The sequence below is a fragment of the Simiduia sp. genome, from assembly GCF_058345725.1.
Genome location: NZ_JBTUOC010000004.1, coordinates 138,508 through 153,817, shown reverse-complemented (window position 1 = coordinate 153,817; position 15,310 = coordinate 138,508). Strand labels below are relative to the sequence as shown.

Below are 15,310 nucleotides of genomic sequence, written 5' to 3'. Positions count from 1 at the left end.
TCAGGGCAAGGGTATGCACTCTTTATCATCACCTGAAATAGTGGCAAACCTGCCGGCCTGCCAGTCGTCTTTGGCCTGCTCAATGCGTTCGCGTCGACTTGAAACGAAATTCCATTCCATGTAGCGGTTACCCAGGGGCGCGCCACCCACCAGGGCGATGTGGCAGTCACTGGTGGCCTCCAGCCGGGCCGCCATGCCGGTATTGATGACGGCCATCTGGTGTCTGGCAAGCTGAGTGTCGCCAATTTGGGCAGAGCCCGCCACCAGGTACACGGCGCGTTCGCTGGCCTCGGGCAGTGGCAGCGACTGGCCCGGCTGTAGCCTAGCCTCTAAATACAGTGTGTCCGAGAAGGTTTCGACCGGCGATGTGACGCCAAAGGCGCTGCCAATCATAACGCGTACGGGCACGCCATCGCAGTTGAGCGCGGGTATGTCCGCATCGGGGTAGTGGTAGAAGGCCGGCGCGATTTCTTCCTTTGCCTCCGGTAGGGCCAGCCACAACTGCAAACCGTGCAAGCTGTGTGGTCGATCGCGAACTTCGGCGCGCTCGCGTTCAGAGTGCACAATGCCGCGACCGGCCACCATCAAATTAATATCGCCGGGACGGATAGATTGCACTGTCCCAAGGGAGTCGCGATGCAGAATTTCGCCGTCAAAGAGATAGGTGACGGTAGCTAAATTAATGTGCGGGTGGGGGCGTACATCGATACCTTGGCCGGCATTAAAGTGGGCTGGCCCCATATGATCGAAAAAGACCCAGGGCCCCACAGCGCGTTGGTGCAGGGCGGGCAACAGCCTGCGCACGCTGAAGCCGCCCAGGTCCTGGCTGCGGGCCGACAGGGTCTGCTTGACGGTATCGCAACCGGCACTGACCTGGCATGGGTGATCGTCTGTGGTGCGGGTATTGCTCATAGTGCTTCCTCGGCAATGCGTGGGTGTTCATGCTGCCGTGATTTTTTACAGCGCTCGGCGTAAACGGCAGGTGTTAACTATAGTGGTAGCTCAGTCTAGGGGATAGGAAGTATCGAGGAATGTCGCAGGCCACGGTTCAGCAATTGCTCGCTGGCACCCCCGAACAGCTGCAGGCAGTGTTAAGCGCCGCCGCCGCGTCTGCCGGTACTTCACCGCTGGATTACCGCAAACAGCTGGCTTTGCAAATGGCAAAAGCGCTTTATCTTCCTGAGGGGGCTCACACGGTGATGGCGGGTCTATGGCAGCCGCTGGTGCCAGACCTAGCCCTGGATATAGTGCGCAGCGATGCCGTTTTTTTTAACGCCAGCGGCTGGCAAAGGAAGCTGGCGCAGTGGCTACACCATCAGGCTTGTCGGTGGCACCCGTCCGATGACAAGACCTACCGCGAGCTTTGGCAGGCTGCTGAACATTTACGGGATCAGGTGCTGCAGCTACTCCAAGGCGGGGAAGAGGCGACACTGTTGGCGGCCCTGGCGGCACAGGCAAAGGCGACGCACAGGCAGCGCCAGCGGGCTGCACTCTTACGTCAGCGTGTCTGCGAAGCCGAACTCAGCCAATTGCGGGTGCTGACGGCCACCAGCCGAGTGGTTGAAACCATCGATCAGCATCTGGCACACCGTCCCTTTCCGGTGGCACTACAGCAACCTCTACGCACCACCCTAGCCAGTGAGTTGCGCCACCTGGTGCTGAACCTGGAGGACTACTCGCAGGCGCCTCTCTGGCAATTGTGGCAACAACTCTTGCCCGTGTTGGGACGCTGCTTTTCCGGTGCCGGTATGGCCGTGGCCGATCAACAGCTGTATCACAGCATTCCGCCCCTGCTGGAAGCCCTCGAGCAAAGCCTTACCATAGACACAGTGAACCCGCTGGCCTACGAGCAATGGGTTGAACAGCTTAGCGAACATCTGATGGCCGCCGTCAAAAAAGAGGAGATAGTCTGCGAGTTGTTTCGCCCCATGGCCGACGATGATACTAGCCAGAGCGCGCGCATGCGGGTAACGCCGGCTTTGGTGTCTGAATTGGCTGCCTACCGCCCGGGCGATTGGTTTGTGTTTCTGGGCGAGCGCGAACAAGTATGGCACTGCGAGTTGGCGCTGCACGAACAGGCGCTGGATCAGTTGCTATTTGTGGACATTAATGGGCGTAAATTGCTCACGAAAACCAAAAAGGATTTTGCTGCTTGTTGTTCTACGGGCATTGTCAAGCGACTGCAGTTGACCGATCCGGTGGCGCTAGTACAGCAACAGCTGGCGCTTTGTGTCGAACAGGCTATGTTACACCGCGCCACTACGCATGCTCAGCAGAAGTCCGAACGGGCGCGCGAAGCGGCGGCAGAGGCCGAAGTGCGCGCGCAATCAAAAGCAGCGGCCCGCCAACAATTGCAAGCGCGACAAGCTGCAGCCCACAAGGCCTTAGCAGAGGCGCGCGCGCTAAATGAGGCAAAAGTACAGCAGGCACAACAGCGGGCGGCGGCCAAGGCCGAAGCGCAGGCCGAGGCGGAAGCGGTGCAACGTGCCAATGCAGTGGCGCAAGTCGATGCACTGCAGGTAGGGGCTTGGTTGCAAATGTCCAGCGAGGCGCAGCGCGCGGGGCAGCGTTGCAAACTCTCGGTCATTATTGCAAGTGTTGGCAAATACATTTTTGTGGACGAGCTGGGCAGGAAGTTTGCAGAGTATGATCGCGATGCAGTGATTGAGTTGCTGATATCGGGACAGGCCTGTGTAGTCAGAAATGGCGACAATTTTGACGACCAGTTGGCAAAGGTGATTCGGGGCTTGCGCAGAGCTGGCACCTAGCGGGTTGCTGTTGGCAGAAGGGGCGGCCGTTTCGAAATGTGCATAGGGTACCTTTGAGGTAGCTATGATCAACGCTCGCCGCTTGAGTACTCAGCGGATGACTTCAGTAAGAGATTTTACATTATGGTTCAACAGCGCGAAGACAGTGACCAGCGGCAGGAGTTTCGTCTGGCCAAAGCATTGACGGTTTTTATTGAGTTGCCATCGCAGATGGATAGGGAGCCGGAAATTGTTATTTCTCGCTGCTGTGATGTATCAGCCAATGGGCTGCGAGTAACGGCCGATCGGGAACTGCCGCTGTCGGGAATCGTGCGTACCTGCGTACAAGCAACAGAGGGTGGCAGCGCCCGCTTTGTGTTGATTTGCGAAGTCCAGTGGGTGAAGTATGAGACATCCTCTGGGGCTTACCTCACGGGCCTAAAACTGTTTGACTCCGACAATTCAGATATCATCGAGTGGAAAACCTACATTGCCAATACAATTACTGCGGCGGCTCAGGGCGATAACCACACGTAGAGGCGCATAAATCCCACACGCAAATAGCGCGCGTGAACAAGCGCGGCAACAGCCTTTAATCTCAAACTGTGTGCGAGCGGTAACATTTATCAGTACAGTGTGCCTAGATGGTCGCAACTTGGATGATGATATGCAGGGAATTGAGGGTGCAGATACCGCACCAAAATCGGAAACAGCGCTTACCTTGGAGCAGGAGTTTCTCGCGCTGACGCGAAAACACCTGAGCAGAACTCTCGTTGGCGTTTTGCTATCGCAATGCCTGATAGCCGGTTTTGCCTTTGATGATGTGTCGCCATATCTAGCGTTGGGTTGGCTATTTTTGGCAACGTCGGCTTTGCTTGGCCGAGCCCAGTACATCAAGCAGTTGTTGTCTCGACCGCAGCTGAATGAAAAGTTAGCGGTCAAAAAAATCTACTTATTAAACGCAATAAATGGCTTGCTGGCTGCCATTTCACTGTGTTTTTTTCCCTACCTATCTGACATAGAGCGCATCCTGCAAACGTCCATTATTCTCAGCTGGGGCGTGGGTGTAGTGGCGACCAATGCCGGCCTGAGGTACGCCTATCTGCCTTACCTGCTAATGACATATCTGGCGCTTTCGCTGGCGTGGATATTATCTCCCTTTGGCGGCGATGCGCTCTGGAAGTCTTACGCCATGGCGGCCTTGATGACATTTTTGATATTTGTATTGATGAATGTAGGGCGCGATACCTATGTCCTGTTTAAAACGGCTGTGGACATGCGGCAACGCTATGCTCAGATCAATCGCCAGTTGACCCAAGCATTGGCAGAAGCTAAATCGTCCAGTGCGGCTAAAACGCGCTTTTTAGCGGCGGCAAGTCACGACCTTAGACAGCCGGTGCACGCTTTGTCACTTTTGTCTGCAGCGCTGCAGGGGCGAGCGCTGGAAGGGCGCGCAAACGATATTAGCCGCTTGATCGCCGAGGCATTGACAACCCTGTCGCGACAGCTGAATGCATTATTGGATATTTCAAAGATTGACGCCGGGGTCACTCAGCCGAACCTCCAAACTGTCAATCTCACTGAATCGCTGCAGGCCATTATCGATCACCACCGGGCCATGGCGGAATCTAAGGGCCTGCAACTTACCTTCGTCAGTGAGCCCGATGTGATGGTGAGTAGCGACCTGTCGATGCTCGAAAGCATCTGCATGAACCTGGTGGGCAATGCGGTTAAGTACACTGAGATGGGGCAGGTCAGCGTTCAACTGGCCACAGAGGAAGATATGGTGACGCTGCTGATTCTGGATACTGGGCCGGGAATATCTGAAGAAAATGCAGAACTTGTCTATGAAGAGTTTTATCAAGTGGGCAACCGGCATCGGGCCTCCAATGAAGGGCTCGGTTTAGGGCTCTCTATTGTGAAGCGCCTAACGGCCTTATTGAACATTTCGATGTGTATGACCTCCGAGTTGGGCTGTGGTACGCAGTTTCAGCTACGGTTGCCAGTGGCGCAGCCAAACAGTGCGCAACCTGCGGTCGTCGAGGATAACAACCACAAGTTGCCAGCCGGTAAGCAATTGCTGATCATAGACGATGAGGTCAGCAACCTGGAGGCCGCCCGCTACTACTTTGAAAGTATCGGTTGGGGAGTGGATGTAGCCGACGGTGCAGAGCAGGCGCAGGTGCTGGCCAGCATTACCGAGCCAGACTTGGTAATTTCAGATTTTCGCCTCAAGGACGATGTGAGCGGGTTGCAGGTGATTCAGACGCTGCGAGAGCGATATCCGGGTAAGCCCGCCATATTGGTCACTGGCGACACGGCGCCGGATCGCTTGCGCGAAGCGGCGGCCGCAGATGCCGAATTACTGCACAAACCCTTAGACTTGGAGGCCTTGCGCCGAGTGCTGTTGAAGGTTAGCTAAACTTGCCGCCAAGTTTAGCTACTTTAAACACGGCTTCTGTTCTATTCTTCACACCAAGTATTTTATAGGCGGTAGATAAATGCACCTTGACGGTACCTTCAGCAATATCGAGCTCGCGCGCAATAATCTTATTGGGTTTGCCCCAAACGGCGCACATTAGCACTTCTTTTTGTCGGCTAGACAGGGAATCTAAGTGGCTCGGGTCACTCTTGGTGTTGTAGTGGATGTCCATGGCGCTGGATTGTGTTGCGCGAGTCATTTGTTCGGGAATATAGATGCCGCCGGCAAACACCAACTTCAGGGCGGCAATAAGTACTTCGGGCGTGGAAGATTTCGGGATAAAGCCGCTGGCGCCGCCCTCTATGGCAGACTGAATTATCGACTGTTTTTCTTCGCTAGACAGTACCACGATTTTAACGCCGGTAAAGGCTTCTCTGATGCATATCAGCGCCATCTCGTCGGAGTTTTCACCCTTTAAGTGGTAGTCCAGCAACACCAAGTCAATATCCGTTTCGTGCTGATAGGTCAGCGCCTCCTCGCAGCTTTCTGCTTCGATGAAGGTAACGCCTTGGGCCAGTTCCTCAAGAATAAACTGCATGCCGCTTCTGAATAGGGAGTGGTCGTCAACCAGCAGTATCTTCATGATGATGTTGCATCCTTTGTTGATCGCTGGGCCTGGTCTTTAAGTATGTCCAAAAGTCTTGGAAAAATATCTTTGTGGGCCCGTTTGCCGATAAAAAAATCCATATGGCCATAATTCTTAAAAACAGTTCTACCGTATAAGTGTTGCGCGTTTCTATTATAGGCCTTCAGCCATTCGAATGTGCGTCTAGAGGTTTCCGGTAAAAACTCCAAATTGAGTGCGCCGGCAACAAAATGAATGGGCAGATTCAGTTCTGGGTAGGTTAGGTCTGTCTGCGCCTTGTTTGGCTCGATATATTGGGTGCGCCCGTCTTTGTCGACGGCCAATCCGCGAGCAATTATTAGGCTAAGCTGGCGGAAGGGTGCAAGGTGGATGGATTTGAACCAGTCGCCCAAACGATCGTGGGTGGCGCTATTGAGGTTTTCGTGCAGGTAGGAGGGGCCGTAGATGGCGAAAATCCGCTTGCATGTTGGACTCTGGCAGCTTTCACCGGTGGGTACCGGTGATTGGTATGCAGCAATATCCATGACTTTATCATTCTGGGTATTGAAACTGTTCATGTCCACACAGTTGTTGCGCGCTTTGATTAGATCGAGGTCGGCCAAATACTCGACAATGCCCGCATCGGATTTGGCATTATTTAGCCAGTTGGTCACAGGGTGAAGTGTCAACTGCGAACAAATAATAGACTGAATATCATCCTTGTGAACCTCGCCTATCAGAAGTCCCATCAACAGCGATAAGGAGCCCATGCAGTGGGCGATTATCTGTGGCTTTTCTTTTGTGAACGGCGTTTGTTCTGTTGTGATTTTTTTGACAAAGGCAATGGCGTCTGGCCAATCTTCGCGAGCGATGTCATCGATAGAAAACTCAGATTCCGAATGACCTGAATCGTAGCTTGCGCGGTAATCAAGCAGCCAGACGTCGTAGCCCGTCAATAATTCTCCCTGCTGGATGTGGGTAAGGTACTCAACAATATTTGTATCGACGCTGGTCGTCGCAAACGAGCTGGCGTTAACGCCCATGCCAGGCGCTAAAATGACGGGGGCGCCACCGCCATTGTACCTGGTGAGTGCAACTTTTGAGGGGCGGGATAAGTTGAGCTTTTCCTGGATAGTTTTGCCGTTGAAGTGGGTGGGGGTTAGGGGTATATCTCGTGCTTCTTTGGTTGTGACTTTCGGATTTTTGGTAGCGTTCATTAAGTAGCCTGGTAGGCCACCGTAGCACGAAAAAATGGTTGAAAAGTAGCTGGCTGCCAAGCGGTTTAGGTATATTTTTCCCAGTGATCTTTCTATATTGTCGCGCCAGGCGCTTTTGGGTAGTAGTCGCGTGTAACTTAGCGGTGTCTCCACTGAGCTAAAATTATGCAGAACATCTTGTAGATTAAGGCTGGCGTAGCCAGATCCAAGTATTTCCTGATCCACTTCTGAGGCGATTTTGTGGTACAGTTTTATGTCGAGTTGCGTAAGGTCTTTCCACCAGTGCGAAGTTTCGGTTTTTCGCAAGGTCTTCTCGCCAATCAGCCGATATCGCTCATCATTAATACTAAAATTGAGTGTGTAAATCATTTTCCACACATTCACGGAGTTCTCGTCCTGTTCTAGTAGCAATACTTGGCTGCCGTCCGACTTTCGAATTTCAATAGGTGTTTTGGTTAGGGCGCTGAGCGTAATCTGGCCCGCAGTTATCAAGGCCGATTGTGATCGATTTTTTATCAGGTCAAATAGAGACTCTGCCGTTACCGATAACTCTAGCTTCGCATCATTCGCGCCATCATCGATGTATTCGCCAACTTGAAGGTGTTGTTCGTTTGCCCAGCGTTTAGTGCGCGTGTGGAGTGCGAACTTGCCGTACATGGTTTCGGTGAACTGAAAGGAAGGACTAAACTTTTTGCCCAAATGCGTAAAAAATTTGTCCTCTGCAAATTGCAGCGCCAACCAGAGATCTCTTTCGCGATCATTTTCAATCAGCGCACCTGACTTTCGCCGCGCTGCAGTGGCGCTTTTGGCCAATGCGTGGATCTGTAGCAAGCTACCTGCTTCGCTCAAGTCTTCCCATCCGTTGGTAGATGGAGGGTGCGCCGCCGTTGGGGTTGAGTTGTCGGCGTCTTGTTTTGCGCTCCGTGGCTCGCCAGGCGCGCGGCTAATGGGGTCGTTTTTGTCTGGATAGGGGTAGTAGTGTTCTGGCGGAACGTCTACCTCAAGCGCAAAATCCATTGCCCGCTCTGCGATCGCACAAATGGTAAGCAGCGGATTGGCGCCCAGAGATCTGGGGATGACAGACCCATCGCAGACCAACAAACCTTGATGGATGTCGCCCTGTTCATTGAATACCTGGCACTTGTCATTGACCACGCCCTGTTCAGCAGTATCGCCCATGGGGCAGCCGCCCAGCGGGTGTACGGTCATCAGCTTGTTGCCAAAGGCGTCGTCGATGAGCGGATTTTCCAGTAGCTGACCTTGGCTGGCATCGTTTAGCCGCGCCAGTATATGGCGCTGGTGGCTGACCGCGCGGGAGCTTCCTACGCCATCCCATTGGATAACTACATGCGTACCCGTGCGCGACAGCGATAGCTCGCCCTGCGCGCTGTCGTGGCCCATAACAAGAAAGCATTGGGTGCGGGCGATGGGCCCCTGGTAGCAAAGACTGCGATTTGTGATACTGGGATCGTTTAAACCGTTGCCAAGGTAACTAATATCATTGAGTCGCATGGCAGCTTGCTGCTGGCCGTAGCGAATAAATTCTGAAGACTGCGAGGCGGCCATGAAGATGCCCATCGGCAATACAGATGCCAGCATGCCGGGAATCACACCCTCCTCAATGATCATTGCCTGCTCTTCTTTAGCAGCTATGCGGAGGTCTATAACGCCAGTAATGCAGGGACCAGGTCGGTGGGCCTTGGCAATAGGTATCTCTCCCATGCCTATGGCATTGATATTGAGATAATCCTGGTCGGTTTTATCGCGATTGCTATGCCTGTCGCCATTGTTCTTTTGCCAGTAGCTGTTGTAGCCGAGGGCGATCATGTCGCCATTACCTGAAAAGTTTTTCCCCAATCGTTTTGACAGCGACAGGCGCCCTTTTTGTCGAGAGCGTAGAAGTATGGCCGGGCTGCCCAGGGCCCCGGCTGCGAGGATAACGCTGTGGGCAAAAATAACAGTAGATTTGGAAGTGCTATTACTGTCGGTCTCGCGCACATGAATTGCCCAGTGATTTTCGCGAGCGCCGTCGCGGGTAATGTAATCGACAGTGGCTAGCGTAAAAATCTTTGCTTGCTTTGCCCTTGCGAACGGCAAAAAATTCATGGCGGTGGTGGTTTTTGCGCCGGTGTTGCAGCCGGAGCAGCAGTCGCCACAGAGATTACACGCTGGTTGATGGACACCTGCCCAATTGCAATAGCCCTCTGCAAAATTCACATTGATGGGTACTTGTTCCGCATGGGCACCAATAGTAGCCGCTGCTTTTTTAAGGGCTTCATATTTATTGAGCGGTGGGAAGGTGGGGTTAACGGACGGCTTGTGTTGATCGCCGGCGTCAGGGTAGGCACTTGCGCCTAAGGCCTTTAGCGATCGCTGGTAGTAAGGAGCTAGTACATTGGGCGTTCGCAGGGCTTCGGGCCATGACGTGTCAAATATCGTCGGCTTAGCCTCCAGCGAAACATTGGCATTGATTAACGATGTGCCGCCCAATCCGCAGCCAACCAGTGCGCACATAGTCTCATTGATGCGCAGGTCATAGAGCGCCGAGGCTTTACCGATGGGCGTTTGTTGATGGCCATCGGTGTGGATCTGCAATTGGGGTGTCATTTGATCCATGGCCGCGGGAAATTCACCTGGCAACCATTCTGCACCGCGCTCCAGCACACAGACACTGTAACCGGCGTGCGCCATACGAGCTGCGGCAATGGCGCCACCGTAACCTGAGCCTATAACTACAACATTGTAAGTGCAGTCCGTGTGCGTAGATTTAAAATCTTCGGCAATGCGCCTATAGCTGTGCAAGGTGTCTTGGCTGTCGCTATTGTGGTCCGTCATGTTTGCCCTCCAGGTGCTTGGCGGTGTCAAAATCGACAATGTCGGCGCGCGCATATTGATCCAAGAACTGACAGCGCTTCAGAACAGCGACTTGAAACCTACCCCACTTTGAGTCACCTGACTGTAAATCTGCTTGAACACTGCGGTGCAGCCTTTCCGCTAGCGGATTACCTTGACCTCGATCCAGCGACTCAACACATACGGGCGGCATCGAATTATTCAGCGGCGATTGAAATAAGCGAAGATTGGCCATGTTCAATTCGCTGTCGATTAACACAGCGGCGCCGCCCTGGATGTCGGCAATGTCATAGCTATCCATCACCCAGCCGCCACAATTCATGATCGCTACAGGATTATCGAACTCAGCTATGAATTGATAGCGGCTGAATGGTTTGTGAGAATGGCCGAAAATAAATGCGGTGTCTAACTGTGCCGGGCAAGCTTGTGAGCTTGCTTCGTTTAGCTGCGCACGCACAATTACCGAGAGATACCACTCTAAGCTCTGGTGAAACTCTGGGCTTAAGACCTGGGTTAACTCTGAGCGCTCTGGCTGAAAACAGCGGCCGAGTGTGGCATCCAACAAGCTCACGATTAGGCCCTCTAGCGTAGTGTACTCTTGGATACGGGTGGCGCGGCTAATGCCGTATCGGCTGTCTAGCCAATCGCACAGGTGAGCAGCCATTTTTTTGGAAACATCGCGTATCGCACCGGGGTTTATCATGGTGTTATACAGTGATTCCACGACTCTGACACTGCGTTGACTAAGGCCTAAGCTAGACCATAAAAAATTGACCCAAGGCCCGTTTTCCAACTCTAATTTAGCGGCTGTTTCTGGCATTGAGCCGGAAAAAAGCCGGTAGAATTCGCTCATGCCTCGATAAATCGCCTCCAGGTAGTGGCCGTGATGGAGGATGACTTGTCGACCGGTGTGCTGTTGGCGAATCGCCCAGTTTGGATAGCGTAAGCTGACGGTTACTTTTACAGCTGATGTATTGTTACCTTGCCGTCTACTTTCGAGTGCTTGGTTGAGTAGCCGCGAAGGTATTCCGAGGGTATCGTACAGCGGCGTAGTTGCGGTGTAGGCCTGTGCCGTCTGCGTAGCCTGTGAAAACAGGAAATCTTCCATTTGCGACCAAAGCCGATGGTCGTGGTTGCCGGGGATGTAGATGATCTCGTCGTCAAACAGTGCCGACTCCTCCGACGGAAATAGTTGGTCAATAAAGCCGCAAAAGGCTGCTACGTTTTCCTGAAGCGTGGCGAAGTCAAAGTCTAGGCAATCGCCCAGTAATACTAGCGTCGGCGGCTTGTTGGTATTAAACGCCTGGGGTAGGGTGTTGCGCAGTGCGGCTATGAGGGGACTCATACAATCCGGCGGCGTTTCAGGAAAATCCAATTTCGGACAGCTCGCTAAACTGTAAGCGGCGCCTAAGTGTAAATCGGAAAGGCAAACGTAATTGCGCGTATTGTCATCCACAAGCGATTCCTATGATCGTTAAAGTGTGAATCGTGATGGAGCTGATGGCGTGGGCTCGCTGCTGCGAGTGGCAGGTTCATCATTAAAACTAAGACCTCTTGGTTATGCAATATACCATTGGTCGTATCTAGTACTTTTTCCCTAGGCTGCTCGATCTATTGCCCCTGTGCAATAGGCGAACATCGCCGTTTGCCCTAACGTGAACCCATTCGGAAACTGGCGCCAGCATGCGCTTATCCGATGGTTTTCGACTCATCAAATTCTCAAAGGGATAGGGCAATGAATAAGATAACTGAACGTAAACTAAAGCCACTGGTGTTCGCGATTGCGACCCTCTTGATGTGTCAGTTGACGGCCTGCGGCGGTGGCGGTGGCGGCTCGTCGCCCACGCCGACACCAACACCGACACCAACACCCACCCCCACACCAGATAGCGATAACGACGGCGTCGCCGATAGTGTGGATGTAGACGACGACGGCGATGGTCTCATCGAGATTTACACGCTGGCCGCGTTAAATGCCATGCGTGCCGATTTGTCGGGCACGAGTTTGGATGGAGATGATCAAGGGTGCCCTTCGGGCGCCGGCTGTGTTGGCTACGAATTAATGGCTGATTTGAATTTTGATACCAACGGCAATGGCCGGATTGATGGCGATGATGCCTTCACCGATTACGACGACGATGGTAGCGCCAATGGGTGGTTGCCCATTGGCACCTCGTCTGCTCCCTTCGCCACAATTTTTGAGGGCAATGGCCACACAATTTCAAACCTGTATATCGTCCGCGATGGGTCAGACTTCGAAACGATGGGCAGTGATATTGGGCTATTTGGTTACGTGGGCCAGGGCGGTGCGGAAACTGAAATTCGCAATCTCAGCTTTAGTGGCGATCTGACCAGTATTACGGGACATAGTAACGTCGGCGTGTTAATGGGGCGACTTGGCGGCACCACGGGTGATGTCGATGTTGCGGCGATCACGGTGGACGGCGGTGCGGCAGTGGCCGGCAATAACAGTGTGGGTGGCATTGCCGGTCGAGCGGTAGCGCCCTTGGGTAGCAATCTGCTCATGAGTAATGTCAGCGCAGATGTGCAACTCGATGTCGAATTACGTTACGGCGGTGGCTTGATAGGTTACTTGGCCAGCACTGGTGGCGTAATGGAGATTTCCGACAGCATGTCACTGGGCAATTTGACTCTCCAATCTGCAGACGCCGCAGCGGGCCATGCGGGTGGAGCCATTGGCCGCATTTTAGTAAACGATGCCAGTAGTGTTGTTAGGTTAAGGACGCTCGAAACGGATGTTGAGGTCAGTGCGCCCGGTGGCAATGCTGTCGGCGGGCTGCTGGGTTCGGTGGCCGGCGCGGTAGGGGAGGTTAACGCCATAGGGCTGGTGGCGCGCGGCGATGTAACAGGTCGGGCTCAAGTGGGCGGGCTGCTGGGCGATGGCGCCTTGCGCACGGCGATCGGTTTAGACTTAACTGCAGTGTTGGCCGCGGGCAATGTGACTGGCACGGGAGACTATGTTGGCGGCCTGGTGGGCTTAATGTACGACACAGTGGTGCGCGCAGGCATGGCCATTGGCGATGTGTCTGGAGCGCGATTTGTGGGCGGCTTGATCGGTGATGCGAATACCGGTTCAGATACACGCTACTCCTACGCCAGCGGTATGGCCACCGGCACTTCAAGTGTGGGCGCGCTGGTTGGTTGGAGGGATGGCGATGAACTCAGCCACAATTTCTACGTGATTGATGGCTCGGGTAATGCTGCGGTGGGCAACGACACAGTGACCGAGGGCGAGGTCATGGGCTTTGATCTAGCAACCTTGCAGTGTCCTACTGCGGCCAACAATTCAACTTGTACGGTGAAAACGCTGTATACCAACTGGCATCTCCCCAATAACAGCGATGGCGAAGCTGTGTGGGACTTTGGTAGCGACACCGACCTGCCGGGATTGCTCATTGGTGGGCAGGTGTATCGCGATGCCAACGGCGATGGAGTGCTGGATTGATTGCGATACCAACAGCGCGGTGGCCTGGCGAGCCAGGTGGCTGGCGCTCGCCGGTTAGTTTGCGCTCAATCAACTCTAAATAGTCTATTGATGGGGGCAAGGAGTCCCCTTTTTTTCGTCCTGGCCAGGATTGCCCTGTTAGCCGCCTGGTGGTATTCCCACCGGCCGCTGGCGACCTTCGATGCCTTCGGCACAGCGGCTTACTTTGTCGCTAGCTACCTCCAATAGTAATCCTCACCGCTTTAAAATTGGTCTGACCAATTGAGCTGCTGATTTAAGTATGAGGCGGAACCTGGCGCCTATGTTCGCACGGGCCTCGGTACTTCCTCCGACTTTCTGGGGAGAACACCCACGCCAATATTCCGAAAAATAAAGCGATCGGTCGTTTTTATTCGATTTTACGGTATTGTTGAGTTTTCTTTATCTGATCTATTGATCAGACCTACTGGTTGTGTGTTATCTTACCGATATCTCGTAATTGGTTTTTTTGGTGGCTTGTCACGCGCTATCGCCAGCTACGGGTCAACAATAAGTAGAGGTGTCGTTACAGGCACCGGTAGAGGTGGTGTATGACGTTTTGCAGGTCCCTTCTGGTAGCGGGTTGTTTATTAAGCTTAGTGACCGCTTTTTCTGTTGCGCAGGCGCAGGCGCTAATCAATACAGGCTTCGAAGCGGGCTTGGAAGGTTGGCAAAAAGGGGGGGCAGGGGTCGCCCTGTCTGACGTGGCGCACACCGGCAAGCAGGCCATAAAGCTCTCAGAAAAGGCCGCCTTTATCGCGCAGCCCGTGGCGTTGGAACCCAGCACAAAATACCGTCTGACCGCGCAATTGCGAGGCGCCGGTACCCTGGGTGTTAAAGCCGGGCCCGATATGTTTTTCGATCAACCCAAGCGGATTAGTAAAGACTGGGTGCCGCTCGAAGTGATCTTTGTCACCGACAGCAGTGGCAAAGCCACCGTGTTTGGCAGTTACGCGGGTGCCGAGGGCCGCTTTGACGACTTTCTATTAACGCGCTTTGACGGGCAGTCGGCCGAAGTGAGCAATCGCCTGCTGGCCAGCAGCGCAGGCGGCACCGGCCTGTCGCCAGACCTGCCGCCCGGTCGCAACTTTGACTTGCTGGGTTGGTACTTGAATACGCCAGGCGACGCAGATGGCGACGGTATCAGCGATCGCATAGACGAAGTGGATTTGGCCAAAGGTGCCACAGATCCGCGCTACTTTTATACCGCAGACGATGGCGGCATGGTATTCAAGGCCACCGTTGCGGGCGGCAAAACATCGCAAAACACGAAATTTACTCGCACCGAACTGCGCGAAATGTTGCGCCGTGGTAATCGCGCGATCAAAACCAAAGGCGAAAACGATCTTCCCAATAAAAATAACTGGGTGTTTTCCAGTGCCCCGGTGCGTGCGCAGAAAAAATCGGGCGGCGTTGATGGCCGCCTAGAGGCGACCCTGGCGGTGAATCATGTGACTACCACTGGCCACAAAGGGCAGGTGGGCCGGGTGATTGTTGGCCAAATTCACGCTGCCAAAGATGAGCCTGCGCGTTTGTACTATCGCAAATTGCCCGGCAACACGCGCGGGGCAATTTATTTGGCTCACGAACCCTCCAGGGGGCACGGCGCTGAGCAATTTATTGAACTTATTGGCAGCCGGTCTGATTCCGCACCGGACCCGGTCGATGGCATCGCACTGGACGAAAAGTTTTCCTACGTCATCGATGTGAAAGGCAACCTGCTAACGGTTGAAATTTGGCAGGCGGACACATTGCGCGCGAGCACGCAGGTCGACATGACTAACAGCGGTTACGACGTGTCTGATGACTATATGTATTTCAAAGCTGGCGTATACAACCAGAACAGTACAGGCAAGCCCGACGACTATGCCCAGGCCACTTTTTATCGATTGGTGAATACCCATAAGGGTTATCAGCCTTAGGGGCCGGAAGCAGATTGAAAAGTTAAACCCAAGCAGTCGT

9 protein-coding genes are annotated in these 15,310 nt (G+C 53.7%); 5 read left to right on the top strand and 4 right to left on the bottom strand.

Features of this window, described 5'->3' with window-relative positions; genetic code table 11:
* On the bottom strand, positions 1 to 912 hold the full coding sequence (locus ACW8F6_RS01225; RefSeq protein WP_491574009.1) for a pirin family protein: 912 nt from the start codon (positions 910 to 912) through the stop codon (positions 1 to 3).
* 119 nt (positions 913 to 1,031) lie between these two features.
* Here ACW8F6_RS01225 and ACW8F6_RS01220 point away from each other — a divergent pair, with 119 nt between their 5' ends.
* The 3 genes from ACW8F6_RS01220 to ACW8F6_RS01210 all read left to right on the top strand — a co-directional run bounded on the left by ACW8F6_RS01220 (position 1,032) and on the right by ACW8F6_RS01210 (position 5,169).
* Positions 1,032 to 2,768 (top strand): hypothetical protein, encoded by a 1,737-nt coding sequence (locus tag ACW8F6_RS01220; protein WP_491574008.1) that lies wholly within the window; start codon positions 1,032 to 1,034, stop codon positions 2,766 to 2,768.
* Between the two features lie 123 nt (positions 2,769 to 2,891).
* Complete coding sequence (locus ACW8F6_RS01215; RefSeq protein WP_491574007.1) at positions 2,892 to 3,284, top strand: PilZ domain-containing protein; 393 nt, start codon at positions 2,892 to 2,894, stop codon at positions 3,282 to 3,284.
* 130 nt (positions 3,285 to 3,414) lie between these two features.
* Positions 3,415 to 5,169 carry a hybrid sensor histidine kinase/response regulator gene (locus tag ACW8F6_RS01210; RefSeq protein WP_491574006.1) on the top strand — a complete coding sequence of 585 codons (1,755 nt, stop codon included), beginning with the start codon at positions 3,415 to 3,417 and terminating at the stop codon, positions 5,167 to 5,169.
* Here ACW8F6_RS01210 and ACW8F6_RS01205 read toward each other — a convergent pair.
* From ACW8F6_RS01205 to ACW8F6_RS01195, 3 genes are read right to left on the bottom strand one after another with little or no spacing between them, the layout of a single operon-like run.
* The gene (locus ACW8F6_RS01205; protein ID WP_491574005.1) at positions 5,162 to 5,812 is read right to left on the bottom strand and encodes a LuxR C-terminal-related transcriptional regulator; all 651 of its coding nucleotides are present in this window, start codon (positions 5,810 to 5,812) and stop codon (positions 5,162 to 5,164) included. The two genes, ACW8F6_RS01210 and ACW8F6_RS01205, sit on opposite strands and share 8 nt — an antisense overlap.
* Complete coding sequence (locus ACW8F6_RS01200; protein ID WP_491574004.1) at positions 5,809 to 9,846, bottom strand: GMC family oxidoreductase N-terminal domain-containing protein; 4,038 nt, start codon at positions 9,844 to 9,846, stop codon at positions 5,809 to 5,811. The genes ACW8F6_RS01205 and ACW8F6_RS01200 overlap by 4 nt, the downstream gene beginning before the upstream one ends.
* On the bottom strand, positions 9,830 to 11,209 hold the full coding sequence (locus ACW8F6_RS01195) for a hypothetical protein (RefSeq protein ID WP_491574003.1): 1,380 nt from the start codon (positions 11,207 to 11,209) through the stop codon (positions 9,830 to 9,832). Before ACW8F6_RS01195 ends, ACW8F6_RS01200 begins: the two co-directional genes overlap by 17 nt.
* 390 nt (positions 11,210 to 11,599) lie before the next feature.
* Here ACW8F6_RS01195 and ACW8F6_RS01190 point away from each other — a divergent pair, with 390 nt between their 5' ends.
* Positions 11,600 to 13,330 carry an autotransporter outer membrane beta-barrel domain-containing protein gene (locus ACW8F6_RS01190; protein ID WP_491574002.1) on the top strand — a complete coding sequence of 577 codons (1,731 nt, stop codon included), beginning with the start codon at positions 11,600 to 11,602 and terminating at the stop codon, positions 13,328 to 13,330.
* 569 nt (positions 13,331 to 13,899) lie between these two features.
* On the top strand, positions 13,900 to 15,270 hold the full coding sequence (locus tag ACW8F6_RS01185; RefSeq protein WP_491574001.1) for a polysaccharide lyase family 7 protein: 1,371 nt from the start codon (positions 13,900 to 13,902) through the stop codon (positions 15,268 to 15,270).
* Positions 15,271 to 15,310 lie beyond the last annotated feature (40 nt).

Excerpts from the sequence above, each read along its gene's own strand:
- ACW8F6_RS01225 (WP_491574009.1), bottom strand. The coding sequence starts at position 912 with ATGAGCAATACCCGCACCACAGACGATCACCCATGCCAGGTCAGTGCC.
- ACW8F6_RS01220 (WP_491574008.1), top strand. The coding sequence starts at position 1,032 with ATGTCGCAGGCCACGGTTCAGCAATTGCTCGCTGGCACCCCCGAACAG.
- ACW8F6_RS01215 (WP_491574007.1), top strand. The coding sequence starts at position 2,892 with ATGGTTCAACAGCGCGAAGACAGTGACCAGCGGCAGGAGTTTCGTCTG.
- ACW8F6_RS01210 (WP_491574006.1), top strand. The coding sequence starts at position 3,415 with ATGCAGGGAATTGAGGGTGCAGATACCGCACCAAAATCGGAAACAGCG.
- ACW8F6_RS01205 (WP_491574005.1), bottom strand. The coding sequence starts at position 5,812 with ATGAAGATACTGCTGGTTGACGACCACTCCCTATTCAGAAGCGGCATG.
- ACW8F6_RS01200 (WP_491574004.1), bottom strand. The coding sequence starts at position 9,846 with ATGACGGACCACAATAGCGACAGCCAAGACACCTTGCACAGCTATAGG.
- ACW8F6_RS01195 (WP_491574003.1), bottom strand. The coding sequence starts at position 11,209 with ATGAGTCCCCTCATAGCCGCACTGCGCAACACCCTACCCCAGGCGTTT.
- ACW8F6_RS01190 (WP_491574002.1), top strand. The coding sequence starts at position 11,600 with ATGAATAAGATAACTGAACGTAAACTAAAGCCACTGGTGTTCGCGATT.
- ACW8F6_RS01185 (WP_491574001.1), top strand. The coding sequence starts at position 13,900 with ATGACGTTTTGCAGGTCCCTTCTGGTAGCGGGTTGTTTATTAAGCTTA.